This is a genomic window from Streptomyces sp. JL2001 (genome assembly GCF_050917515.1).
Taxonomy (GTDB): Bacteria; Actinomycetota; Actinomycetes; order Streptomycetales; family Streptomycetaceae; genus Streptomyces.
This window is the reverse complement of record NZ_CP169421.1, coordinates 7,710,540-7,733,891: the sequence shown is the minus strand read 5'-3', so window position 1 is coordinate 7,733,891 and position 23,352 is coordinate 7,710,540. Positions and strand designations below refer to the sequence as shown.

Sequence of the window (23,352 nt, the reverse complement as noted above, 5' to 3'; positions counted from 1 at the left end):
CGGCGCCTGGTCGACCGTCCACAACCGCTTCCGGCATGGGCGGGACGCCAGCCAGGTCAATGGGAGCGGCCTCGAACAGCAAAACGGGCAAGTGACCGAAAGTGATCCCGCGCTGGAAGAACGACGACGCATCCGGCGTCGGCGGAAACTCCGGCTGAAGGCCGCCCTCCTCGGACGTTCCAGAGGCGGGCAGACCGTCAAGGTCCGCCTCGCCGCCGACCGCAAGTGCCGCCCGGCGGCGTTCATCCTGACCACAGGCCAGGCAGCGGACAGCCGGCAGTTCACCCCCGCCCTGAAGAAGGTTCGGGTACGCGGGCCCGTCGGCCGACCCCGCGTCCGGCCGGACGCGGTCGCCGGAGACAAGGGGTACTCGTCCCGCGGAGACCGCGCCCACCTGCGCCAACGTCGTATCAAGGCGGTCATCCCGGAGAAGAGCACCAGGCCGCCAACCGGAAGAAGAAGGGGGCCAGAGGTGGCCGACCCGTCAGCCACGACGCCGATCTCTACAAGGAGCGGAACACCGTCCAACGCCTGATCAACAAGCTCGAAGCATGGCGAGGCATCGCCACCGATACGACAGGACTCCCGACAACCACCTCGCCGGTCTCCACCTGCGCGCCTCGATGATCTGGATCAAGGACCTCACCAGGACCACCCGCTGATCACGACTCGATTTGATCCTGGGTGACGCGCTGAGGTGCCGGACGCCAAAGGCGGGCAGGAGTCGAGTCAACGGTCGACCAGCCGTGGACGCGGGGCCTCACCCGCGGATTCCGCGTCGGTGTCGTCGGTGTCGACCGGGCCGCGGGGAAGCATCCGGTCCAGCCACTTCGGCAGCCACCAGTTGGTCCGGCCGAGGAGTGTCATGGTCGCCGGTACCAGCACCATGCGTACGACCGTGGCGTCGATGAAGATCGCGGTGGCCAGGCCGAGCCCGAACATCTTGGTGGAGGGGTCCTCGGCGACGACGAAGGACAGGAAGACCGCCACCATGATGAGGGCGGCCGAGGTGATGATCCGGGCGGTGCGCGAGACGCCCTCGACGATCGCCGTGCCGTTGTCGCCGGTGCGCAGGTATTCCTCGCGTACGCGGGAGAGGAGAAACACCTCGTAGTCCATCGACAGGCCGAACAGGATGGCGAAGAGGAACATCGGGATGAACGACACGATCGGGACCGTCGCTTCCAGCCCGATGAGTGCGCCTCCCCAGCCCCACTGGAAGACCGCGACCATGATGCCGTAGGCCGCGCCGATGCTCAGCAGATTCAGCAGTACCGCCTTGAGCGGTACGAGTACCGAGCGGAAGACCAGCATCAGCAGCAGGAACGACATCGCCAGCACGGCGGCGACGAACACCGGAAGACGTTCGCTGGTGCGTCGGCCCACATCGGACAGGCTCGCGGCGGCCCCGCCGACGTGCGCCCTGGCCGGGCCGTGCCCGATCGCCGCCGGCAGCACCTCGGCGCGCAGCCGGGCGATGGTGTCGGCCGTGGCCTTGTCCTGAGGGCTGGTGGTCGGGAACACCACGAGGGTCGCGATGCCGGTGGCCCGATCGATGTGCGTCGGCGCGACGGATGCGATGCCCGGATCCGCCGCGACCGTTGCGACGAGTCGGTCCAGCACTCCCGGATCACCGGTGGGGTCCGCGGCGATGACGAGGGGACCGTTGGTGCCCGGGCCGAACCCCTCGGCGACGAGGTCGTAGGCCCGGCGCTCGGTACGGCTGGGGGGCAGCGAGCCGTCGTCGGGCAGGCCGACGCGCAGGCCGAGCACGGGCAGCGTCGCGGCCAGCAGCAGCCCCGCCGCGCCGACCGCGTACAACACCGGGTGCCGGCTGACGTGCCCGATCCAGCGACGCCACCCGGCGGCGTGGGCGGCGCCTGCCGCCGGGTCCCGCCGCCGTGCGAGTCGGCCCAGCTTCCCGGTCCGCAGAGCCCGGCCGATCCGGCCGGCCCGGGCCAGGCGCGGGCCGGCCGCACCGAGGAAGGCCGGCAGCAGCGTCACCGACGCGAGCACCATCGTCAGGACGACGATCGAGACGGCAACCCCGCCCACCGTCATGAACGGCACGTTCGCGACCGCCAGGCCGAGGATCGACACGACGACGGTGCCGCCGGCGAAGACCACCGGCCGTCCCGCCGTTGCCACCGCTCGTCCGGCCGCCACCTGCGGATCGAGCCCGCACGCGAGGTACTCCCGGTGCCTGGCGAGCACGAACAGCGCGTAGTCGATGCCCACTCCGAGCCCGACCATGCTGCCCAGGACCGGTGCGAAGGTGGGGACCTCCGTCACCCCCGCCAGTACCGTCATCGTGGCGACCCCGACGGTCAGCCCGAAGACCGCCATGCCGATCGGCAGTGCGGCGGCGACGAGCGAACCGAACGCCAGGAACAGGATCGCGGCCGCGGCGAGGAGGCCGATCAGCTCGCTCGCGCCGCCGTCGGGGTCGGAGAAGGCGTAGAAGAGGTTCCCGCCCATCTCGATGCGCAGCGGCAGCTCGGCGCGCAGCCGGTCGCCGAGTTCGACGAGGGCGTCGAGGTCTTCGGCCGACAGCCGGCTCTGGTCGGGGTACTGCACCCGGACGACCGCGATCCGCCCGTCGGCCGAGACGAGGCCGCCGCGCACGGCGGTGTCACCGCCCGCGTCGAGCGCTCCCGCCGGGTCGCTCGTGCCGAGCACGTGCGGCAGCCGCTTCACCTCGGCCCGCAGCCGCGTGAGAGCGGTGCGCGCGCCGTCGTCGTCGAAGAACGTCGCACCGTCGTCGAGGGGGGTGACGACCACTTGGGCGGTCATCCCCTCCTGGCCGGTGCCTGCCCGCTCGATCAGTTCCGCGGCCCGTCGGGAGTCCAGTCCCGGAGCGGTCATCGAGTCCGCGGTCCGCCCGCCGAACGCGACGGCGGCGAGGACGGCGAGCGTGGCGGCGATCAGCCATGTCGCGATCACCCGCCAGGGATGGCGGGCGGCGCTTGCGCCCAGGCGCAACAGGGCTTTCGAGAGCATCGGGTCCTCCAACCACCTCGTCGGCCGTCCTTGTACGGCCGCCGATACCGAGGCTCGTCGCCGCGGCGCTCCGCGGCATCGGCCCGCGGGCCGCGGATCCGTCGGCCCCAGGGCGGAGTGACGACCCGTCCTTTCGGCCGATGCGCGGCACGTCGCGGTCCCTAAGCTGAGAACCGTGCTCCGAGACGACCTGCGAACCCTGTGGACCGAACCCCGGCCGCCCGACGCGCCCGCCCGGGTGTGGCGGGACTGGGCGCTGCTCGCCGCGGGCCTTGCCGGTGCGGCGCTGGAGGCCACCCTGCGCGAGGACGTCGTGTGGCGGCCGGTGGCGGTGGTGCTCACCGTATGGCTGTGCCTGCTGCTCCTGTGGCGCCGGACCCGCCCGCTGGCGATGGTGACGCTGGCGTTCGGCTCGGTGATCCTGCTTCCGGTGGCCTCGCTCGTCGCCGCACCGCGCGAGCCCGTCGGCCTGTACACCGGCGCGGTCGTGCTCGTGCTGGTGTACGCGCTGCCCCGGTGGGGATCGGGACGCGAGATCGTGCTGGGCGGCGCGGTGATCCTCGCGGCCGGCGCGCTGTGTTCCGTCACGGACGAGACCCCGGTCGTCGAAAACGTCGTGGGCTTCGTTTTTCTGCTGATGCCCGGCGTGGTCGGGGCTGCCGTGCGGTTCTGGGTGACCGCTCGCGAGCGGCAGTTGGAGCAGGTGCGCTCCCGCGAGCGCGAGCAGCTCGCCCGGGAACTGCACGACACGGTGGCCCACCACGTGTCGGCCATGGTGATCATCGCCCAGGCGGGCCGGGTGCTCGCGGGCACCGACCCGTCCGCCGCCGTCGAGGCGCTGGAGGGGGTCGAGGAGGAAGGGGCGCGCACACTGGAGGAAATGCGCGCCATGGTCGCCGCGCTGCGCGACCGCGGGGTCGGCGCCGAGCTGGCGCCGCCTGCCGGTGTCGCGGATCTGGAGCGCCTGGTGCGCACCCCGGGTGGTCGCCTCAGGGTCGACCTGGGGCTCGACGGCGAGCTGGGCGGGCTGCCCCCGGCCGTGGACGCGGCCGTCTACCGGATCGTGCAGGAGTCGGTGACCAACGCGCTGCGCCATGCGGTCGACGCGACCGAGCTCGTCGTTCGGGTCGCCGCGGAACGGCACACGGTACGGGTGAGCGTGCGCGACAACGGCCGGCGCACCGGCCGGGGTCGCGACGGATACGGACTTACCGGACTGCGCGAGCGCGCGACCCTGCTCGGCGGCACACTACGAGTCGGCCCGGGTACCGACCGGGGCTGGCACGTCGAAGCCGAACTGCCGAGAGCGAGGAGCGAGAGCGGTGTCCATTCGCGTCCTCGTCGCTGACGACCAGACGATCATCCGCACCGGGTTGCGGATCATGCTCAACGCCCAGCCCGGCATCGAGGTGGTCGGCGAGGCCGCCGACGGGCGGGAGGCGGTACGTCTCGCTCGCGAACTACGCCCCGACGTCTGCCTGTTCGACATCCGCATGCCCGTACTCGACGGGCTCGAGGCCACCCGGCTGGTCGCCGGCCCGGGCGTCGCCGACCCGCTGGCCGTGGTCGTCATCACCACGTTCGACCTCGACGAGTACGTCTACGGCTCACTGCGTGCGGGCGCCCGCGGATTCCTCCTCAAGGACACGGGACCGGACCTCCTGGCGCAGGCCGTACGGTCGGCGTCCGACGGTGAGGCGCTCATCGCGCCCAGCGTCACCGTCCGTCTGCTCCAGACCTTCGCGGACCTGCCCGCCGGCCGGCCCGTGGCCCAGCCGGTCTCCCCCGTCACCGCCCGCGAGGAGCAGGTGCTCCTCGCCGTCGCTCGCGGGCTGACCAACACCGAGATCGCCGACGCACTGCACATCAGCCTCAGCACGGTGAAGACGCATCTGGCCAGCCTGATGGCCAAACTCGCCGCCCGCAACCGGGTCGAGATCGCGATGTGGGCCTACGAAACGCGCCGTATCCTCCCCGGAACCTGAGCCGGGTTCCGGGCCATGTCCCATGAGTCCCCGCGTGGACATCAGTGCACCGGTGGGCTCACGTCCTTCCCGGGGTATTCAGTGCTACTCCTACATGGTTCACGGGGCAGGGTGCCGCTTCGTGTGCGGCAACGACACTGAGATCGATGTGGACTTCGCGGCCGACGGGAGAGGACTCTTCGACCTCTGGCGGCCGCGCAGGTCTGGGCTGAGCCTGCCGGAGCCTCTTGCTGTCACGGATCAGGGTCTGCGGGCTGCAGTGCGGTCGCTGCAACCGCTTCTGGACGAGGTGCGGCGCCGAGAGGTGCGAGCGCAGGGCATGTTCGGTAAATGCATGGGCGGGAGCAGGCGGATCATCAGGACCAGGCCGGCAGTGAACGGGACTTGACAGAGGCGGTCCGATGCCGTGTTCTCACAACAGGGGCGACGACGGTGGGGGAACCGATGGCGACAGCAGGAGACGACCAGCCCGGTGACGAACCCGCGGGCGGCGGCGGGAGCCAGGAGCACCGCGCTCCGAAGCCACCCAACGAGGACAACCACTACATTCGGAGAGACTTCATCCACGTCCTCCTCGTGATCCTCGCCATCCTCTTGCTGGGCGCCGTTCTCGCGACAGCCGGCGAGGGCTGCACCAGTGCGTGCGTCGGCCCCTAACACGTCGGCCCAGAGCCCCGATAGCGATGCTCGACCCAGCAGGTCGGAGGACCAACCCCGGGTCCCTCACGCTCGGGGACGGTGCGGGGAGCAGCAAGTCGGCAAGGTGGTGCCGGTCGGGCAGACGGGACCATCCCTCGCAGGCGCGCGGAGCAGCTCTACGCACCGGCGGCTGCGTCGCGCCGGCCGGGACCGTCGTCTTCGAGCACTGCGGTCTACAGGAGTGGATGGACGCGTCTGAAGGCGGTGGGCATCGAGGTTTCGGGGGGGCGGAGGAGCCGGCTTGTCAGTCCCCGATGTTAGCGTCGCGACCATGGCAAACCGTTCGTATCTCTACTCCGCAGACTCGATGCCGAACGAGGCAGAGCTCCCCCAGCGCATCCGATGCATATCCGAGCACAACTGGGACATCCCCCTCGCGCACAAGCTCCTGGTGGGGCGCGCAACGACGATCGTCCCGTCCATGATCTGGAACCCTCCCATCGGCATCGCCGCCGACTACGCCGGCGGGGCGGCCCTGCTCCGCGACCTCCTGCACGCCGTCGGCCAAGGCCTGGAGGGTGACGCCGAGTTCGCCGCATGCATGGCCAGGACCACGGCCCACCTCGAGAAGCAACAGGCGAAGTACTTCATCCTCGAGACCGGGGAGATCGTCTCGATGACCGACGACGATCCGGCAGCGAGCGTGCGGCATCTGGCCTCCGAGGACATCCCCGACGCCGTCGCCAAGGCCGAAGCGGCGATCACCGGCCAGAACGACGACTGGCTGGCCTCGGTCCGAGCCTACTGGCAGACGCACTTCGCGTCCTTCTACAGCGACGCGCTCTACTTCTCCTTCCCCAACTGACAGAGTCCACGGCGCGGTGGCATCTGCGATCCCGGCCTGACCCGAAAGCCACGACCGACCTACACGCGGCCGAAGACCCCGTCGGGCATTTCTCGGACCAGCCCCGTAAGCGCGGCGTCCACGCTCCACCCGCCGAAACGGCCACCTGTCGGGGTACTCCTCAAAGTGCTCAGCCACGTACGAGGAGACGCACCGTGTCGAGTGCCGTACCGGGCGGAGCCGGTGGCCAGGCAGTGACGCACTGTATGCCCTGGCACAGACGGGCGCGCCAGAAACGTGCGTGACGAGGCTACGAGCTTTTGGCATGATCGGTCAGTTGTCCTGCCGTACCCGGTTCTGGAGGAACGCCACGTCTATCAACTACGAACTCGCTCCGGCCTGGCTGCCGTGGTCTGCAGTCGATCCCGATCTCATCGCCTTCACCTGGGACGAAGCGGAGGCGTCTGAGATCACCACGGTGATCGCCTCGATGGTGCCTCCCGGCGATGCCGGGTGGGAAGAGAAGCACCGCTTCACCACCGAGGTCACGGCGCTCTTGGCCGCCCGATACGGTCGGTGGGTCTGCGGTTGGCATTGGGCGGTCGGCGAGGGAGGTGGCGGCGGCATCGTCTCCCACTGGTGCTGCTACTCCCACTCCGTGGGCAGGCCCGCGGCAACAGCCGCCAAAGTGGTCGCGTCGCTGCTGGAGTGGCGCGACTGGCTGGAGGAGTTGGCGGAGCGGTTCGAGCAGTTGGCTCCGCCCGCCGGAGCGGCTGCCGAGGACCGCAGTTGGCACCTGGAACGTGCGGCTACCCGACTCGTCACCGTGGTCATGGACCGCACTGGTGCCGAATGCGGCTGGTACGGGCTCTGCCACACGGTACTGACGTGGTTCCTCTCTTCCGCGGGCATGGGGGCGGAAGACGCGAAGGAGGCGGTCGCCACAGCGATCGGTGGACGGTTCAAGAGCTGGACCGCGCCGTCGCGGACCCTGATCGACGCCGTGGGAGAGGATCTCGCCGTGGATCTGACCGGAGTGCGGCCCTACCGTGAGCGCTGACGCCCTGGCCGCCTGGGTCCAGATGAGGAACCAGATCGACTGGACTTCCGCGGCCGGTGCGGTGCCGGCCCCGGTGGAGCCCATCGTGGACGGCTTCACCGCCTGGTGCGGGGAAGGAAGTCATTCCTCGGACCTCGATCGAGGCCACCGACTGCTCGCGGCGCTGGCTCGGTCGCGCACAGACGCTTCTCATGGGCTCCCTCTCACCCGCACGCTTCTGACCGGATGGCAGCAACTTGTCCTGGGCATCCCTGAGGTGCGGTTCCGACAAGGGGACGCCTTCGCCAAGGGTGGCCAGGAACGCTACGCACTGAGGCCACACACCCAGCGCGACTTTGAGCACTGCCTGCGCGATAGCGCCGATCCGCGGGTTCCCCTGGCATCCCGCGCGGCCAGGGCTTACCTCGACGTGGCCTTCTTTCACCCCTTCCCGGACGGCAACGCCCGCCTTGCCATGCTCGCCCTCGCCTACGTCCTGGAGCTGGAAGGAGTCCGACTGGACCAGGTCGGCCCCTTGCAGACCACGCGCTATGCGGACGACGCCGCCGGGGCGGCAGACCTGGCCGCCCTGGATTTCGTCCTCATCCGCTCCACCCACCAACGGGCCACCAGATTCCGCACAGCGTCGCGCCATCGACGCATGAGCTGACGAGACTCTCGGAGCACCACATCCGGAGGAAGCCCGAGCGGGTTCCCGGCGCCCAGTGACCCCCCCGCGTCAGGAGATCAGCACACAGAAGTGCGGCAGCACCGAGGGTGTCCGTGGTCGGCAGCAGACCGATCGCGAAGGCCGGCAGGCCCATCAGGTTCTGTCTGTCTCCCGTCTGACCTCCGCGCGCCGGCCAGGAGACCCCAGCCGGATGCTCCCGCGGGGCGGGCGGGCCCTGGTCAGATCGTGACCGGGCCGTGGGCGGTGGCGAACTCGACCGAGACCAGGCCCGGTTCCTCATCCTCGACCCAGGTGACGTCGATCTGGTCGAGGGGGTGGTCGGCCGGTTCGCCAAGGAATTCGGCGATGGAGGCGGCGTCGCCGGCGATGGAGACCCCATCGATGGTGGTGGAGGTGCGCGGGTCGGCGCTCGGGCGTTCCTCGATGGGGATCAACCACTCGAGGAAGTAGGGCAGTTGCGGGTCCTCCATCAGTTCCAGCAGGCCGATCTGCTTCCACCTCAGGTCGAACCCGTCGGGGCGGACACGGTGGCCCTCGGCAGAGGTGCGGCCGAGGCGGGCCTCGACCGGGGCGATGTCGTCGACGGAGACCACCCAACCGAGCCAGCCGCCGCCCTCGGCGGCGCGGCGCGCGACCGCCTGGCCGAAGGGTGCACGGTCGGCGGCGGGGTGGTCGAGTGTGGTGACGACCTCGACGTAGGTGCCGCCACTCAGCGGGAGAATGAAATTCCGGGTGCCGAATCGTGGGTGCACGCCCCCGTCGACGAACCCGGCGCCTAGGGCCGATCCGATCCACTGGACGGTCGAGGCAAAGCTGTCGCGGGCCACCGCATAGGACACGTGATCAAGTCGCACTGCGCCATCATCACCCGACAACCCACACGAATCCGGACGCCACGCCCGCCGCCCCGTCGCGTCCGCCGGGATTCAGCCGCGAAGCGGATCGATGATCGTCATCCCCGGGGCCCGGTCGAAGCCAGGCAGCAGCGCTGCCGCCTCGTCGAGGCCCACGACCCGCTCGATCAGCCGCTGCGGGGCGAGCGGTGCCGGCACAGGGATCTCGATTCGGCACGCAGCGGAGAACTCCGCCGCCGTGAACGCGGGACCACCTGCGGGGCGCGATGGTGTGCTCGCTGCTCAGCGTCCGTTCGCGGCGTCGAGCGCCTTGTCGAGGGTGAGGGCTGCCATGATCAGCGACAGATGGGTGAACGCCTGCGGGAAGTTGCCCAGCTGTTCCCCGCTCGGACCGACCTCCTCGGCGAACAGCCCCACATGGTTGGCGTAGGTCTGCATCTTCTCGAAGGTGTACCGGGCCTGGGACACCCGTCCGGCCCGCGCCAGCGCGTCGACGTAGAGGAAGGTGCACAGGCTGAACGTGCCCTCCGAACCGCGCAGACCGTCCGGCGATGCGGCGGGGTCGTAGCGGTAGACGAGGCTGTCGGAGACGAGCTTGCGGTCCATCGCATCGAGCGTGGAGAGCCAGGCCGGGTCCCGTGGCGCGATGAATCCGACCATGGGCATGAGGAGCAGCGAGGCATCGAGGACGTCGCCGTCGTAGTGCTGGACGAAGGCGCGCTCCTTCTCGCTCCATCCGCGTTCCATGAGCTGCGCGAACACGGCGTCCCTGGCCTTGCGCCACCGTTCCAGGTCGGCGGGTCTGCGGAAGCGCTCGGCGAGTTGCAGCCCGTGGTCGAAGGCCAGCCACGACATGACGCGGCTGTAGGTGAAGTCCTTGCGGCCGCCTCTGGTCTCCCAGATGCCTTCGTCCGGCCGGTCCCAGGCGTCGGCGAACCAGTCCAGGGTCCGGGCCAGCGCATTCCATCCCTGGGAGCCGGCCTGTTGCGCGAGCTCGGACCCCTGTGACACCGCGTAGAGGGCCTCGCCGTAGATGTCCAGCTGGAGTTGGGCGGCGGCGCCGTTGCCGATGCGGACGGGTGCGGAGCCGCGGTAGCCCTCGAAGTGCTCGAGGGTCTCTTCGGGCAGGTCGGGGTCGCCGTCGATCCGGTACATCGTCTGGAGCGGCTCCGTTTCCTCGACTACCTCTACCTCTACCTCGGCTTCACCAATGCCACCGCCTTCAGCCCCACCGACGTCATGCCACTGGCCCCGTGGGCCAAGATCGTCATGAGCGTCCAGGCCCTTCTCTCCCTTCTCATCCTCGGGCTGGTTGTCGCCCGGGCCGTGAACGTGCTTGCCTGACGATCCGCAGGCCCCGCGGGACAGACTCCGGCCGATGAGCAAGGACAGCGCTTCGACCCGGATTTCAGGAGGCATCCGAACGCCGGAGCCCATGGGATCGTTCGCGAGTCACGGCAGGAGTGGCTGGTCTGCGGGCACTGACGATCACCGGATTCGGGCACTGACGATCACCGAGACCCGACGGGCGGGCGAGCGCGTTCCCTGCTCACCGTCACGGGACGCGTGCCCGCGTGCGTGGCCGATCACTCGGCGAGCTAGGCCGTCGGCGTGCATCAGGCGCCCGATCCGCCGGTCCTTCGCATGGCTCCCGGGCCAGACGTGGTTGAGTTGCCTGCATGGCCAAAAACGACGACGGAGCTCTCTTCGGCAACCGTTTCCTGACCCTGCCCGCCCCCTCGGACACCTTCCCCGAGATGGGAATGGCCGCGACGGACGCGATGAGGCTGGTGGATGAGGACCTCGTCATGGAGGGCGATCCGCAGCGCAACCTCGCCACGTTCGTCACGACCTGGATGGAGCCTGAGGCGCAGCGGATCATCGCCGAGAACCTCCACCGCAACTTCATCGACCACGCGGAGTACCCCATCTCCGCCGAGATCGAGAAGCGTTGCGTGCGCATGCTCGCCGACCTCTTCCACGCACCGGGCAAGACCGCGGGATGTCGCACCCAGGGCTCGTCCGAGGCGATCATGCTCGGGGCACTGTCGCTGAAGTGGAAGTGGCGGGAGCGCCGCCAGGCCGCCAAGCTCTCGGTCGACCGGCCCAACCTGGTGTTCGGCGGCGACGTCCACGTCGTGTGGGAGAAGTTCTGCCGCTACTTCGACGTCGAGCCGCGGATCGTTCCACTCGCCGAGGGCAAGTACACGATCGGCCCGGACGACGTGGAGCCCCACCTCGACGAGAACACGATCGGCGTCGTCGCCGTCGTCGGCACCACCTTCACCGGCCACATGGACGACGTCGTCGGGATCGACGAACTCCTGCGGAACATCCGCAAGGAACGGGACCTCGACATCCCGATCCACGTCGACGGCGCCAGCGGCGGCTTCGTGTGGCCCTTCCTCTACCCGGACTCGAAATGGGACTTCCGACTCGAGCAGGTCCGCTCGATCAACGTCTCGGGACACAAGTACGGCCTCGTCTACCCCGGCATCGGGTGGCTCGTCTTCCGCGAGGAATCCGACCTTGCCGAAGACCTCGTGTTCTACGAGAACTACCTGGGTAAGACCGACGCGACCTTCACACTGAACTTCTCCACCGGCGCGGCGATGGTGCTCGCGCAGTACTACAACTTCGTGCGCCTGGGTCGCCAGGGCTACACCTACGTCATGAAGACCATGCAGGAGAACTCCCGCGCGTTGGCGAACAACCTGCGCGGCAGCGGTCGCTTCGAAGTGATCGGCAGCGACCTCGAGCAGCTGCCACTGGTCGCTTTCCGCCTCAAAGGCAAGCACGCCTACGACGAGTCCGACATCGCCTGGCAGCTCTCGGCCGAGCGCGGCTGGATGGTGCCGGCCTATACGCTCCCGCCCGACGCGGACAACGTGAAGATCATGCGTGCCCTGGTCAAGGAGACCCTGAGCCGCGAGCAGATCGATCGCCTGAGCCAGGACATCGCCGACGCGTGCACCACGTTGGACCACAAGGGCGCGGCCCACGAGATCGAGCGCGCCCAGGTCAAGCGCGGCACAGGCTACTGACATCCGCCATCGACGACCCCGGAAGGCAGGAACAATCGCCGCCGTCCTGCTCTGGGGGCATGGGTTCGGACTACACCCGTACGTGCTTGGGCGGTCGGCGCCCGGACGCCCTCTTCATCCAGCAGCTCTCGGAGGCCGTCCCATGTCGTCACGCACCCCGTCCGGCTCGCCCGCCCCGGCTCCTCCTCCTCGGACGCCGACGCCGTCTGGGAGGTGATCAACGGAATGTACGAGGCATACATGGCCGAGGACCGGACGGCCATCGACGCGCGGCTCGACCCGGAGGCGACGGTCTTCGATTCCGCAGCCGATCCGCTGCTCCTCGGCAGGGCTGACCTGGAGCGGCTGCGTGACGAGCGGCCGGCGTCCGGAAGCGGTCCGGCGGAGAGGGGCCTCGCCGCCTACGACCCGGTCGTCGACGTGTTCGGCGACACGGCCCTGTTGCGCTACTGGCTGCGCGTCGACTTCGCCCCGGGGCCGGACGGATCGCCGTCCCGTCCCGAGCTGGTGCGCAACACGGCGGTGCTGCGCAGGGCTGCCGGCTGCGGCTGGCTCATCGTGCACCTCCACGAAGACGTCCGGGAGCCGGGCGGGGTACCCGCGGCCGGTGGCTGACCGGGCCTGTGCGGCGCGCCTGGCCGACCCCCTGCATGCGTGCACGCCGCACACTCGTGTCCCGGACCGCCCTGGTTAACGTCCGTCCATTCTCCGGACAGCAGGGAGGCTGGAATGGCTTACCGGGTGGCCATGGACATCGGTCGCACCTTCACGGATGTCGTCGCGTACGACGAGATTCGCGGCACCTACATCGCGGCGAAAGCTCCGACGACGCCAGGTGATCTGGCCGAGGGCGTGTTCGCCGCACTCGGCAGGGTGGTGGACGATCCGCCGCGATCTCGTTCTTCGTGCACGGCACCACGCAGGGGCTGAACGCGCTGCTGGAACGCAAGGGCGCCCGCGTCCTGCTCCTCATGTCGGAGGGCATGCGCGACGTCTACAGCATCGCGCGGGGCAACCGGGAGCGCATGTTCGACCTGCACTACCGCAAGCCCGTGCCCCTGGTGGAGCGGCGGGCCACCGCCGAGGCCGGCGGACGGCTCGACTGACGCGGCGAGGAACTGCGTCCGCTGGACGAGGACGCGGTGCGGGCGACGGACGCTGTTGCCGTAGCCGGTGATGCACTTCCCGCCGGAAGAGACGGTCCTGGCGGGCCTGTTCTGCGAGTCGTAGACCTGCCACTCCTGCACCGACGAGCCGGTGCAGTCCCACAGAGTCAGCACTGTGCCGTTCGTTCCCGCCGCGTTCCCTCGAGGGGTGACGCACTTGCCGCTCTCCCAGTGGTAGAGCTCACCGGAGGTCAGCCAGTGGAAGCGCTGCATGTTGCTTCCCGTGCACCACCAAACGGCGATAACGGTTCCATTGGAGGTTTTGTTGCCCTCCGGGGTGGCGCACTTGAAGCCGCCCTGGGCATTCAGCCTGCCGTTCAAAGTGACGGCTGCGCTCGCCGTCGGCGCATTGAACACCGTGAGTGCAGCGAACACCGCCAAGAAGGTGGTGACAGTTCTGATGATCTTCTTCGTCCACATGTGAATTCTTTTCTCATGGTCGCGTAGCGCTGCTGTGCCCGGAAACTGAGGATCGGTTTCACTGCAGCAGCGCTACAGGTGTGGAGCGGTGAGATCAGGAGTGGGTGGTTGTCCCGTCATCGCTCTGCGAGTCGGGCATCCACACGTTCGTCTCACCGCGCTTGGTGAACTTAAGGCCCGGGTAGCGTGCTGTTGTGTGCATGGCGTGCCGCATTCCTGTGCCGCACGCGCAACGAAGGGGAGGCCGCCCGGGGGCGTTCCGGCTCCGGGAATCGGAGTCAACGGGGCACGCTTCGGGACGACGCATCGTGAAGCCCCGGCGTACGAAGCAGGTCGAGCTCAGCGAGAGCGATCTCGCCCACATCCGCAAGGTTGCCGGATACGTGGAACGTCGCCTCGCGCAGCGACCCGACGGTGATATCACCGACACCATGTGGCGCCACTCGCTCATGAATTGGGCCACGATCCCAAGAAGTGACCTTCACGCGGGCGCGTGCACCGGTCTGTGCAGGAGTGTGCGATGCCGTGCGAGTAGATCGGCGAAGGGACGACGTAGCCCCTCCGGAGCATGGGCGCCGATGTCCGCGGGCACCGATTCCGGCCTCTGCCCAGCGACGGCTCGGGGCAATCACGGGCCATGCGGAATCACGCCCAGCTATGCGGGCTGAGACCACTGGGCATCCGCCATCCGGAGCCCGGGCGCGCCACGGGTGGGACGGCGACGATGCCCCCGCGCGACGTGGCACATCATGCTCATACGGCTGATCGGGCGGCTCACCGAGCGCGTCCGGACCGCGGTGGCGTGGACTGTGCATCGCTGCCCCTACCGTTTCGGCGTGGCTGAGACTCCTCCTGAATCCCTCGTCGAGCTCCAACGAGTCGCGTATGCGGCCCGCCGAGAGGCGGAGGTCCGGGGAGTCTCTCCCGAGGCGTGGCGGCCTTGGGTCGAGAGCGCGGCAGTGGTACAGAACGCGATCGCGGAGCATGCGGCTGCCAAGGGGCTGGATCCGTCCGATCTGGAGCGGGCCGTGGAGGCCGCGGCTCGACGGGCGGAGTCGGACGACGGCGCCTAAGCCCTCGCAGGGGCGACCCGCGCCACCGTCCCACATGAGAGCAAAGGGCACACCTGGCTCTCGGCTCCCGGCGAAAGAGCGCACCCCGGTGCCGCCGAGGGACGACGCAAGCCGGCCAAGGAGCGGGCCCTCCACCGGCGAAAGCAAGCGGCGCAGGACACGAGGCCACTACGCCGCGCCCAGGAATGAGGGACATCCGCTCGCCTCTGGTGACTGAGCATGAAAGCCCTGCTACCACCCTGCTACCCTGGGTCCGTGAGCACCGACAGGAAGCAGACCCAGCTGCGACTGACGCCGGACGTCCTGGCGGCGGGCAAAGACGCTGCCGCCGCGCGCGGGCTGGACTTCAACAGGTACGTGGAACGCCTGATCGCCGAGGACACCTCCGGTGCCCGTGCCGCCGGCATGGCTGCGGCCCAGAAGCTCCTCGACCGGCATGGCGACTTCCTCGACGATCTGGAAGCCGACCTCGACGCCGGGCACGCGCCTGCGCCCAGCGGTCGGGGCGCCGCTGCGTGAGCATGTCCTTGCACGTCGACCTGTCCTGGATCCTCGAGGTGGCCGAACGTGCCGGCCGGTCCGACCCGGCTCCCGACGACCTCGGTGTTCCGCTCGCCGCGGTCGCGCGTCACCAAGCCGAGCTTCTGGACCAGGCCGTGTACGGCGGCCCCTATGCGCGGGCTGCAGCTCTCGTCCACACCCTGGGCCGATGCCGCTGGCTCGAACGCTCCAACCTGACCGTCGCCTGCGCGGTCGCGGTCATGTACCTCAATGCCAGCGGCATCCCCGCAGATCCCACCCGCGAACAGCTCACCACCCTCGCGCACGAGCTCTACGACCCCCGCTCCACAGCCGCCCGCATCGCCGACCTCCTGCACACCTGGCAGCCCTGACCCATCGGGCCGCATGACGCGCCGCACCGGGGGCATGTGCCGGACGACAGGCACCGTTCACGCGAATGGGTGGAGGATCGTCATGCCCACCGCACGCGAGATCATGACCCCTGACGCCACGTGTATCGGCGCCCAGGACAGCGTCCTGGACGCGGCCAAGAAGATGACCGACATGGGCGTAGGCGCGCTGCCCATCTGCGGCACCGACAACAAGCTCAAGGGCATGCTCACCGACCGAGACATCGTCGTGAAGGTCCTCGGAGCGGGTAAGGACCCGGCCTCCTGCCAGGCCGGCGAGCTCGCCCAGGGCGAAGCCGTCACCATCGGCGCCGACGATGATGCCGCCGAGATCCTGCGCACCATGACTCGGCACAAGGTGCGCCGGCTGCCCGTCATCGACGGCCACTCCCTCGTCGGCATCGTCGCTCAGGCCGACGTCGCCCGTGCCCTGCCAGACCCTCAGGTCGGAGACCTCCTCGAAGCCCTGTCGGCCGACTGAAACCCGCAGGCGCCCTGGACGCCCGGGGCGCCTGCGTACCGAGCGGTGCGCTGAAAGGCGGTGGTCTCATGGCGAGCACCGCGCTCATCGTGATCGACATGCTGAACACCTACGACCACCAGGACGCCGACGCCCTGGTCACCTCGGTGCGCGAAGCGCTGCCGGCCGTGGAAGAACTGCTCGAGCGCGCACGGGCCGCATCAGTGCCCGTGATCTACGTGAACGACAACTTCGGCCAGTGGCGCTCCCATCACGGTGAGCTCGTGCGAGCAGCCCTGGACGGGCGCCACCCCGAACTCGTCGAGCCGATCACTCCCGACGAGGACTCCCTCTTCATCGTCAAGGCCCGCCACTCGATCTTCTACGAGACCCCCTTGGCCTACCTGCTCGGGCAGCTCGAAGCCCGACGCCTCGTCCTGTGCGGACAGGTCACCGAGCAATGCGTCCTCTACTCCGCGCTGGACGCCCACATCCGCCACTTCCATGTCTGCCTCGCCCCCGAAGCCGTCGCCCACATCGACCCGGCACTCGCCCACTCCGCCCTGCGCATGATGCAGATCAACATGTCCGCCACCCTCGTACCCTTGGACGACCTCTCCTTCGAAGACCAACGACCCTGAAATCCTCCAGCGGCCGGCCAAGGGACTTCCGCGCCGGCAGGGCACGCGTCCGGCGCTCCGCCCACGCGCGGGGCACCGAAGACCTTGCATCGCAACAAGGCGCTCCTCTCCCGCGGAGAGGGGACCGCGCAGGCGTCGAATCTGCACCCACTCATGAGCAGGGCCCCGGCCGGCGCCAAGCCTGCTGTGTTCCACTCCGGCGCGCAGCGCACGAGTGGCGCCGGACCCGGCCGTCGGCCACACTCATAGACGCTGAGCTGGGCATTTCGCATGTCTGGAGCGAGTCCGGGAGGCGATCATGGTCATCAGCCACACCCTCAGGGACGGCGTGCTGCGCGTCACCCTCCTACGGGAACTCGATGTCACCACCCGGGCCGCGGCCGCCCTGGAGATCGAGGCCCTCGTCGCCAGCAACCAACCCGGCCAGGTACTCGTCGAACTCCCCACCCCGACGCCCTCCCCCGCTACTCTCAGCGCCCTCGCCCGCGCGCACCGGATGTGCGAGAGCATGGGCATCCCTCTGTCCGCCACCGGGCCCGGAGCAGTCTGGGACCACGGCGCCGCCGGCCATGCATCCGAGCGGCTGACGACCGGAGCCCGCCGCGAGCGCTGACCTGCTGCGGCAAGTCGAGCCAGCCAGGGTTGGCTGTGCCGGATCAGTGGCCGAGGGCGTTCTTGAGTTGCTGCTTGGTCATCTTGGAGCGGCCGTCGATGTCGCGCTGCTTGGCTTCCTCGTACAGCTCGTCCTTGGTGCGTTCGGACGAGCCGCCGCGGGACTTCTCCCCGCCCCGCTGTGAGGCAGACTTCCCCTGGGTGGAGCTGCGGCTCGCCGTCTTGGACTCGCCCGAGCGGGCGCGTTCCTTGTTCACGGTGCGCGACGCCATCTCCTTCGCGCGGTCTTCGGACATGCCGCGCTTCTCTCCCGACTCCTTGATGTGCTCGTACTGGCGTTCTCGCTTCGGGCTGGAACCTCGGGGCATGACGTGCCTCCCGATCGACGGTGATGTCACGGTCATGGTGCGGGTGCCCCGATCCCACCGCATCTCACACACCGCCGTCCACGGAAACGGTCACCGAGTGCCGGAGCCCGAGGCCGGGGGCGCCCCCTCCGCGGAGCGGGTCCGGGTAACCGCCGAGCGGCAGGGTTCCGCTCCGGCACGACGCGCCCTCGTTCGAACCTGTCAGAGGCTGACGTGGAGGACGCAGATGTCGTCGCGACGGACGTCCGGCTTGACCAGAGAACGCAGAATGCCGTCCAGGCGTCCCCCGCAGGCCCTCGAAGCGTCGGCCAGGCGGGCCAGGCCGTCATCCAAGGGCTCGCTGGGCTGCTCGATCAGCCCGTCTGTGTAGAGCAGCAGGTGGTCGCCGGGAAGAAGACGTAGGGTCGCCGCCTCGTAGCTCGGGTCGGCCACTCCGCCCAACAGGACGCCCGCCGGCGCCGGCAGGTACCGGGCCTCTCCCCCGCGCAGGAGAAGGGGCGGCAGATGGCCGGCCTGAACCCAGGTGACTTCTGCGGTGGCGGGATCGTAGCGCGCCATGATCATCGTGGCGGTGCTGGAGCTCCGCTCCGAGGTGTGCAGCAGGAGTGTGTTCAGTCGCTGGAGGATCGTGGGCAACGACGCTTCGGTGATCGCCATGCCTTTCGCGGTGAACCGCAGCTGGGCCATCGTCGCCACCGCGTCCAGGCCGTGACCGGCGACGTCACCGACGACGAGCAGAACGCTCCGGTCGGGCAGCTCGATGGCGCTGTACCAGTCGCCCCCGACGTTGAGTCCTTCCTGCGAGGGCTGATAGGCCACATCCACGGTGAGGTCGGCCAGATGCAGAGACTGGTGGGAGAGCGGCAGGAGGGCGTGCTGAAGGCGGGCGGCCAGTTCGCGCTCGGCGGTCAGCGCGCTTCGTTGGATGAGGGCTGCCTCCTCCTGGTCCAGGAGTTGCCGCTCGGCCTGTTTCGCTGCGCTACGGTCCTGGAAGAAGCCGTGGACCTCCACCGGCTTTCCACGGACGTCGGTCTCCGCTTCCGCGACGATCCGCAGGTGCCGGATCCCACCGCCAGGGGTGGTGATCCGAAAGGTGTGGTCGATGGATTCGCCCGCGCCCAGCAAGCGCTGCACGGTGTCACCCAGGGCAGGAAGGTCCTCACCGACCACGAGCTCGGGAAGCTCTTCGAGGGTGACAGGTCCCAGGGAGGGGTCTCGGTCGAAAATGCGGTAGACCTCGTCAGACCACGTGATCACGTTCTGCGTCAGGTCCCAGTCGGCCCATCCCATCTGTCCCAGCCGCTGCATCACCGCCAGACGACGCTGCTCGCGCTCCCCGCTGTCCAGCCGGACCCAGGAGACGATGAGGCCGCTCTGGCAACCGGCGACGCGGACAGCGAATCGGGAGAGGCGTGGCAGACCGGCGACGACTTCCTGGTACTCGAACGGTTCACCCTCGAAGCGGACTCCGCTCTCCAGCGTGCTCAGGTACCCCCGCCACAAATCCGTGCCGGCGACGGTGGGGTAGGTCTTCAGGACACTCAGCCCGATCAGCTCCTTTCCCCGGCGCGATGCGATGTCGACCGCATCGGGCGACGCCGCCGTGATCCGGAAGTCCACGACCGCTCCATCGGGTCCCCGTTCCGGCATCAGAAAGATCGCCGAACCCGGTAGCCCGTCGAGGACCTCCTGCACGACGGGACTCGACACGGCGTCGCCCGATCGCAGCGGGTGGCCGGGCACGTACTGGTTCGAGGCGAAGGGAGAGTCGTCATCCATGCCGCGGCCCCGCTCCCCTGGCTCCTGACGGTCAGTCATGGACAGAGCATGTCACGCTCCGGCGCTCGCTCCGAGACTGGACATCCGGACACAGACTCCGGCTCCGCAGCGGAGACGCACGACTCCGCTGCCCGGTGGCGGCGGCGCGCGTGGCCGATGTCGAGAGCCGGCGAGACCGTGACGCGGTCACGGGGCAGGATGCCCGGAATCGGAAGAGCCAGGGGAGGCGACTCCCTCGCCTCCCGCGGCTCGGCGAGTGCTCAGTCGATGCAGAACTCGTTGCCCTCGATGTCCAGCATGGGGATGCACGACTCGTTCTCCCCATCCGCGTACAGCGTTTGCACGTGGGTGGCGCCGAGCGCGACCAGTCGTGCGCACTCGGCCTCGAGCGTGGCGAGGCGCTCGTCCCCCACGAGCCCGGTGCCGACCCGGACGTCGAGATGGACCCGATTCTTGGCGCTCTTGCCTTCGGGGACCCGCTGGAAGTACAGGCGCGGGCCCTCACCCGAGGGATCACTACAGGCGAACCACGCATCCTGCTCCGCGGGAGGCAGGGTGCGGTTGAAATCGTCCCAGGTGGCGAACCCCTCCGGTGGCGGGGCTGCGACATACCCCAGCACCTCGCACCAGAATCGAGCGACGCGCTCAGGTTCCGCGCAGTCGAAGGTGACTTGGAATTTCTTGATCACTGACATCGGCGCACCATAGCAGGGGCCCTCCGCCGCTCCTTCGCCTGGAAAGACCCGTCCCCTTCCTTCGCCCGGCGCCACCGGGTCCTCGCGGCGCACCTGCCGGTCACACGTCCTCACCGGGGATTCCGATGCCGGTACCGGGAGCACTGGGCGCGGGGTTCCGGGGCCGCCCGCGCATCGGCGGCATGACGGCGACGTCCGGGGGTACTCGGGCGCCGGCGCGTCCGGAGGCGGCGCGCGAGAGGGGGGGTGGGTTGGTCATGGCGCAGGGTGCTTTGACGCCTCGGGAGACAGCGGCCTGGGATCAGCTGGCAGCGGACCTGGCAGATGGCGCCCGGTGCGCAGGCCGGCCGATCCGGCGGGCAGCCCCCGCACGGGCGGCGGTGCTCGCGGTCCTCGCAGCGCTGGTGTGCGCGCTGTCGCTGCTGGTGGCGGCCCGGGCCACCGGCTTCGAGGTTCTGGCCTGGGCCGGGGTGATCATGTGGGTCGCGTCGGTCCTGGCCGTCTCCCACCTCCTCGGCCACGGGCCCCGACCGCCCTGGCGGTAGGAGCGGACACACCTGCCCCGTGCGAGCCCCGAGAGCCGAGCCGCGAGGGCGCAGTGAGCCACAAGGCGTTCAGGGAAGCCGAGTTGGCGCGGCACGCGGAGCTTCACCAAGGACGACACCACGCCCCACCTCGGCTCACCCCTCGGTGTCAGATGCGCGCGATAGCTTCCCCGCATGGGTGTGTATCTGGTGAGCATCGGCGCGGAAGAGTGGTTCGGTGACGAGGAGGGCGGATGGGGCGAGGTCGCCTCGACGCTCAATGCTGAGCTCGGGCGGCGAGGCATGCCTCCCTACCTGGACGTACCTGCGGAGACGGACTTCGCACCCGGATCCGGGCAGGCCTTCGAGGAGAAGATGGCCCCGCTCATGACGGGGTTTCTGGCCCTCTGCGAGACGCACCTGTCACGCGAGGAGACGGAGACCCTCTGCGGCTGGACCGTCCTCGTGCCCTTCTCGCTCCATGAGGAGATCTGGCTGCCCATCGACGCCGACGACCACGACTCCATGGTCGCCGGCGCTCCCCAGGTGTTGCCGCTGGCCAAGAGGCTGGCGGCTGCCATCGATCTGCCTTCGGATGTTCCGGCGACCTGCGACAACCTCGATCTGAGCAGGTGGTTCAGGGACCGGAGTAAGGAGCCGGCCGCTCCTCGGACCGGGGCGTGGAGCAAGGACCCGGACGCGGCGTTCTACGTCGCGGTGTTCCTGCGCGCTGCTCAGCACTCGATCCGGCGGGGCTGCCCCATGGTCTACAGCTGACGCCCACTCGGTCCCGGTGGGCGTTCAGCGGGCACGACGAGACCGTGGCCGTTCGGCAGGCGCCACGCGGGATCGGACCCGCTGCCCGCGGGGTGCTCCGCCAGGTGGAGCCTGGCGGAGCACCCCGCGGCTGTCACTGCGTGTTGTACGCGATGATCGCGCGGGCCAGGTCGCCCGGCTGGAGGCCGTCCGGGGCGCCGGTGACGTCGTCCACGGCGACGATGTTCAGGTTCTTCCGCAGCTCCGGAGCCTTCCAGGGGCCGAGCAGTTCCTGGTGGAGGAGTGCGTTGTAGGACGCCGCCCGGTCCAGGAGGAACGTGCGGGTGATCCCGGAAGGGCCCCGGAGGGTCGCCGGCGCCTGGCGGATGGGGGTCATGCGCCAGCAGGCGGTCGCGCTGGTGACGGGAGTGACGTTGCGCAGGTGGTCCGGCGGGCAGGACCAGCACTGCCCCTGCCAGGGGAAGGCGTCCATGCGGGGATCCCAGAAGGTGCCCGCGGGGCAGTTCCACGCCCACGTCTCGTTCCGCACGTACGTCGCGGCGGTGCTGACGGCGCGGCTGGGCAGCCAGCAGGCGTCGCCCTGGGTGACGGGGGTGATGTTCCGTACGTACTCGGCCGGGCAGGACCAGCACTCCCCTCCGTTGCGGGGGTCGTAGAAGGAGCCTGGGACGCAGGTCATCGAGTCGGGCAGCGCTGTGAAGCTCTGCTGCAGGCCGGCGAGGCCGAGGAGGGTGTCCGGCTGGACGATCCCGGCCATGACGAAGAACTTTCCGGCGTCCCCTCCCGGTTCCCGCGCGAGGGCTGCCCGGTCGCGCGCGAGGGTCTCCGCGAACAGCGCCTGGGGACCGGCGAAATCCCTGAGGTAGTTGCCGGCCGGCGGGCTTTCCGCGGGGTAGCTTCCGCGGCCGGACGAGGTGGCGGTGGCGCTCCAGGCCCAGTCCCGGTCGGCCAGTCCGGAGTCGTCCAGCAGGATCACGCTCTTCCCGGCGGCGACGACGCTGCCGTAGGTCGAGCCGGGGGCGAACTGGGACCGGGAGGCGAGCCTCGCCGTACCGGCGACGGCGGCGAAGCGGTCGTACGCCTCCGCGGTGGCCGCGGGCAGCTCCGCCGCGGGGGCGCTCACGGACAGGCTGATGACGACGAGCTCCGACGGGTGCGCGGCGATCCATCGGCCGATCTGGTCGGCCTCTCCGTTCGGTTCGAAGAACGGGGCGCCGAGCGGGGAGCCGTGGAAGGTGAACCACTGGCCGTCCTGCTTGCACAGGCGCAGGTCGACGTACCGGGATCCGTTCGAGAGCTGCTCGGCGATCGACACGCGTTGGGTCCTGGCGACGCTCGCGGCCAACTGCGGGAAGCCCCTGGCCAGGTCGTAGATGTAGCCGGTGCGGCACTGCCCCGACCGCGCGGTGATGCTCCAGGATCCCGCGTCGTGGCTGCCGGGCATGGCGATCCGGTTGAGCGGGGTACCGGCGATGCGCGGAGCCAGGTCGCCCATCCAGGAGTCGAGGCGGACCTGCGCCGCCGCGGGAGGAGTGTCGGCCCGGACCTGGCCGGCGGTCGGCAGCCACACCATGGCGAGTGTCGCCACCAGGACGAGGAGACGGGCCGACGCGCTTCTTCGTGGTGCCGTACTTGTTCGCGATGCGGACATGGGCTCATGCCTCCGAGGGGCATACGCGGGCGCGTGGTTCGGGCGCGGCCTGAGGGGCTGCACAGAATGCCACGATCACCTTGACGAGACCATGCCAATCACTGCCCGCTCGCAACATGTCCGAATCCCTCCCACCTGGGACCGGGCGCCGCCCGAGGACGCCCTCCCGGCCTGTCCGG

Annotated in this window: 25 protein-coding genes and 5 pseudogenes; 21 read left to right on the top strand and 9 right to left on the bottom strand. The window is 69.5% G+C overall.

Annotated elements, in window-relative coordinates; genetic code table 11:
• Nucleotides 1–67: 67 nt before the first annotated feature.
• Nucleotides 68–662: pseudogene (locus ACE1OA_RS34830) on the top strand (IS5 family transposase); the annotation flags it as partial.
• A gap of 67 nt (nucleotides 663–729) precedes the next feature.
• On the opposite strand, the gene ACE1OA_RS34825 reads toward ACE1OA_RS34830, so the two are convergent.
• On the bottom strand, nucleotides 730–3,000 hold the full coding sequence (locus ACE1OA_RS34825) for an MMPL family transporter (RefSeq protein ID WP_432754009.1): 2,271 nt from the start codon (nucleotides 2,998–3,000) through the stop codon (nucleotides 730–732).
• Nucleotides 3,001–3,175: 175 nt separating this feature from the next.
• On the opposite strand from ACE1OA_RS34825, the gene ACE1OA_RS34820 reads away from it, so the two are divergent.
• The 7 genes from ACE1OA_RS34820 to ACE1OA_RS34790 all read left to right on the top strand — a co-directional run bounded on the left by ACE1OA_RS34820 (nucleotide 3,176) and on the right by ACE1OA_RS34790 (nucleotide 8,177).
• Nucleotides 3,176–4,348 carry a sensor histidine kinase gene (locus tag ACE1OA_RS34820; RefSeq protein WP_432754008.1) on the top strand — a complete coding sequence of 391 codons (1,173 nt, stop codon included), beginning with the start codon at nucleotides 3,176–3,178 and terminating at the stop codon, nucleotides 4,346–4,348.
• Nucleotides 4,323–4,985, top strand: a complete 663-nt coding sequence (locus ACE1OA_RS34815) for a response regulator transcription factor (RefSeq protein ID WP_432754007.1) — start codon at nucleotides 4,323–4,325, stop codon at nucleotides 4,983–4,985. The genes ACE1OA_RS34820 and ACE1OA_RS34815 overlap by 26 nt, the downstream gene beginning before the upstream one ends.
• A gap of 22 nt (nucleotides 4,986–5,007) precedes the next feature.
• Nucleotides 5,008–5,373, top strand: a complete 366-nt coding sequence (locus ACE1OA_RS34810; protein WP_432754006.1) for a DUF6896 domain-containing protein — start codon at nucleotides 5,008–5,010, stop codon at nucleotides 5,371–5,373.
• 56 nt (nucleotides 5,374–5,429) lie between these two features.
• Nucleotides 5,430–5,642: a hypothetical protein gene (locus ACE1OA_RS34805; protein WP_356609547.1), complete on the top strand. Its 213-nt coding sequence runs from the start codon at nucleotides 5,430–5,432 to the stop codon at nucleotides 5,640–5,642.
• A gap of 313 nt (nucleotides 5,643–5,955) precedes the next feature.
• Nucleotides 5,956–6,489 carry a hypothetical protein gene (locus ACE1OA_RS34800; protein WP_432754005.1) on the top strand — a complete coding sequence of 178 codons (534 nt, stop codon included), beginning with the start codon at nucleotides 5,956–5,958 and terminating at the stop codon, nucleotides 6,487–6,489.
• Between the two features lie 304 nt (nucleotides 6,490–6,793).
• Entirely contained in the window at nucleotides 6,794–7,528 is a 735-nt protein-coding gene (locus ACE1OA_RS34795) for a hypothetical protein (RefSeq protein ID WP_432754004.1), read from the top strand.
• Nucleotides 7,518–8,177 carry a Fic family protein gene (locus tag ACE1OA_RS34790; protein ID WP_432754003.1) on the top strand — a complete coding sequence of 220 codons (660 nt, stop codon included), beginning with the start codon at nucleotides 7,518–7,520 and terminating at the stop codon, nucleotides 8,175–8,177. Before ACE1OA_RS34795 ends, ACE1OA_RS34790 begins: the two co-directional genes overlap by 11 nt.
• Nucleotides 8,178–8,416: 239 nt before the next feature.
• On the opposite strand, the gene ACE1OA_RS34785 is transcribed toward ACE1OA_RS34790, so the two are convergent.
• The 3 genes and pseudogenes from ACE1OA_RS34785 to ACE1OA_RS34775 form a co-directional block, all read right to left on the bottom strand.
• Entirely contained in the window at nucleotides 8,417–9,037 is a 621-nt protein-coding gene (locus ACE1OA_RS34785; RefSeq protein ID WP_432754002.1) for a VOC family protein, read from the bottom strand.
• An 87-nt stretch (nucleotides 9,038–9,124) separates the two neighbouring features.
• Nucleotides 9,125–9,250, bottom strand: a complete 126-nt coding sequence (locus ACE1OA_RS34780; RefSeq protein ID WP_432754001.1) for a hypothetical protein — start codon at nucleotides 9,248–9,250, stop codon at nucleotides 9,125–9,127.
• Between the two features lie 84 nt (nucleotides 9,251–9,334).
• A pseudogene (locus tag ACE1OA_RS34775) lies at nucleotides 9,335–10,222 on the bottom strand (glycoside hydrolase family 15 protein); the annotation flags it as partial.
• On the opposite strand from ACE1OA_RS34775, the gene ACE1OA_RS34770 reads away from it, so the two are divergent.
• From ACE1OA_RS34770 to ACE1OA_RS34755, 4 genes and pseudogenes are all read left to right on the top strand, one after another.
• Entirely contained in the window at nucleotides 10,157–10,396 is a 240-nt protein-coding gene (locus ACE1OA_RS34770; RefSeq protein WP_432754131.1) for a hypothetical protein, read from the top strand. The pseudogene ACE1OA_RS34775 and the gene ACE1OA_RS34770 sit on opposite strands and share 66 nt — an antisense overlap.
• Before the next feature lie 335 nt (nucleotides 10,397–10,731).
• Nucleotides 10,732–12,096, top strand: coding sequence for a glutamate decarboxylase (locus ACE1OA_RS34765; RefSeq protein WP_432754000.1), 1,365 nt, complete (start codon nucleotides 10,732–10,734; stop codon nucleotides 12,094–12,096).
• A gap of 213 nt (nucleotides 12,097–12,309) precedes the next feature.
• Nucleotides 12,310–12,711, top strand: a complete 402-nt coding sequence (locus tag ACE1OA_RS34760) for a nuclear transport factor 2 family protein (RefSeq protein ID WP_386544783.1) — start codon at nucleotides 12,310–12,312, stop codon at nucleotides 12,709–12,711.
• Nucleotides 12,712–12,825: 114 nt separating this feature from the next.
• Nucleotides 12,826–13,202, top strand: a pseudogene (locus ACE1OA_RS34755) (hydantoinase/oxoprolinase N-terminal domain-containing protein).
• A gap of 78 nt (nucleotides 13,203–13,280) precedes the next feature.
• On the opposite strand, the pseudogene ACE1OA_RS34750 reads toward ACE1OA_RS34755, so the two are convergent.
• Nucleotides 13,281–13,571, bottom strand: a pseudogene (locus ACE1OA_RS34750) (ricin-type beta-trefoil lectin domain protein); the annotation flags it as partial.
• Here ACE1OA_RS34750 and ACE1OA_RS34745 point away from each other — a divergent pair.
• The 7 genes and pseudogenes from ACE1OA_RS34745 to ACE1OA_RS34715 all read left to right on the top strand — a co-directional run bounded on the left by ACE1OA_RS34745 (nucleotide 13,474) and on the right by ACE1OA_RS34715 (nucleotide 17,380).
• Entirely contained in the window at nucleotides 13,474–13,686 is a 213-nt protein-coding gene (locus ACE1OA_RS34745; protein ID WP_384873295.1) for a hypothetical protein, read from the top strand. The pseudogene ACE1OA_RS34750 and the gene ACE1OA_RS34745 overlap by 98 nt on opposite strands.
• A gap of 271 nt (nucleotides 13,687–13,957) precedes the next feature.
• Nucleotides 13,958–14,152: pseudogene (locus tag ACE1OA_RS34740) on the top strand (DUF3140 domain-containing protein); the annotation flags it as partial.
• Between the two features lie 858 nt (nucleotides 14,153–15,010).
• Nucleotides 15,011–15,274 carry a hypothetical protein gene (locus ACE1OA_RS34735; RefSeq protein WP_356606115.1) on the top strand — a complete coding sequence of 88 codons (264 nt, stop codon included), beginning with the start codon at nucleotides 15,011–15,013 and terminating at the stop codon, nucleotides 15,272–15,274.
• A 2-nt stretch (nucleotides 15,275–15,276) separates the two neighbouring features.
• Nucleotides 15,277–15,648 (top strand): fic family toxin-antitoxin system, toxin component, encoded by a 372-nt coding sequence (locus tag ACE1OA_RS34730; protein WP_356606138.1) that lies wholly within the window; start codon nucleotides 15,277–15,279, stop codon nucleotides 15,646–15,648.
• A gap of 82 nt (nucleotides 15,649–15,730) precedes the next feature.
• A complete protein-coding gene (locus tag ACE1OA_RS34725) occupies nucleotides 15,731–16,147 on the top strand; it encodes a CBS domain-containing protein (protein WP_432753999.1) in 417 nt (138 codons plus the stop codon).
• A 68-nt stretch (nucleotides 16,148–16,215) separates the two neighbouring features.
• The gene (locus tag ACE1OA_RS34720) at nucleotides 16,216–16,767 is read left to right on the top strand and encodes a cysteine hydrolase family protein (RefSeq protein WP_356606111.1); all 552 of its coding nucleotides are present in this window, start codon (nucleotides 16,216–16,218) and stop codon (nucleotides 16,765–16,767) included.
• 298 nt (nucleotides 16,768–17,065) lie between these two features.
• Nucleotides 17,066–17,380 (top strand): hypothetical protein, encoded by a 315-nt coding sequence (locus ACE1OA_RS34715; protein WP_356606109.1) that lies wholly within the window; start codon nucleotides 17,066–17,068, stop codon nucleotides 17,378–17,380.
• Between the two features lie 43 nt (nucleotides 17,381–17,423).
• On the opposite strand, the gene ACE1OA_RS34710 is transcribed toward ACE1OA_RS34715, so the two are convergent.
• The 3 genes from ACE1OA_RS34710 to ACE1OA_RS34700 all read right to left on the bottom strand — a co-directional run bounded on the left by ACE1OA_RS34710 (nucleotide 17,424) and on the right by ACE1OA_RS34700 (nucleotide 20,221).
• Nucleotides 17,424–17,747 carry a plasmid stabilization protein gene (locus ACE1OA_RS34710; RefSeq protein ID WP_356777769.1) on the bottom strand — a complete coding sequence of 108 codons (324 nt, stop codon included), beginning with the start codon at nucleotides 17,745–17,747 and terminating at the stop codon, nucleotides 17,424–17,426.
• 201 nt (nucleotides 17,748–17,948) lie between these two features.
• Nucleotides 17,949–19,565 carry a PP2C family protein-serine/threonine phosphatase gene (locus tag ACE1OA_RS34705; protein WP_432753998.1) on the bottom strand — a complete coding sequence of 539 codons (1,617 nt, stop codon included), beginning with the start codon at nucleotides 19,563–19,565 and terminating at the stop codon, nucleotides 17,949–17,951.
• A gap of 221 nt (nucleotides 19,566–19,786) precedes the next feature.
• Nucleotides 19,787–20,221: a VOC family protein gene (locus ACE1OA_RS34700; protein ID WP_356606103.1), complete on the bottom strand. Its 435-nt coding sequence runs from the start codon at nucleotides 20,219–20,221 to the stop codon at nucleotides 19,787–19,789.
• 380 nt (nucleotides 20,222–20,601) lie between these two features.
• Here ACE1OA_RS34700 and ACE1OA_RS34695 point away from each other — a divergent pair, with 380 nt between their 5' ends.
• Complete coding sequence (locus tag ACE1OA_RS34695) at nucleotides 20,602–20,766, top strand: hypothetical protein (RefSeq protein ID WP_356606101.1); 165 nt, start codon at nucleotides 20,602–20,604, stop codon at nucleotides 20,764–20,766.
• 174 nt (nucleotides 20,767–20,940) lie between these two features.
• A complete protein-coding gene (locus ACE1OA_RS34690) occupies nucleotides 20,941–21,522 on the top strand; it encodes a hypothetical protein (protein ID WP_432753997.1) in 582 nt (193 codons plus the stop codon).
• Between the two features lie 133 nt (nucleotides 21,523–21,655).
• Here the strand turns inward: ACE1OA_RS34690 and ACE1OA_RS34685 are convergent, their stop codons facing one another.
• Nucleotides 21,656–23,110 (bottom strand): hypothetical protein, encoded by a 1,455-nt coding sequence (locus ACE1OA_RS34685; RefSeq protein ID WP_432753996.1) that lies wholly within the window; start codon nucleotides 23,108–23,110, stop codon nucleotides 21,656–21,658.
• Nucleotides 23,111–23,352 lie beyond the last annotated feature (242 nt).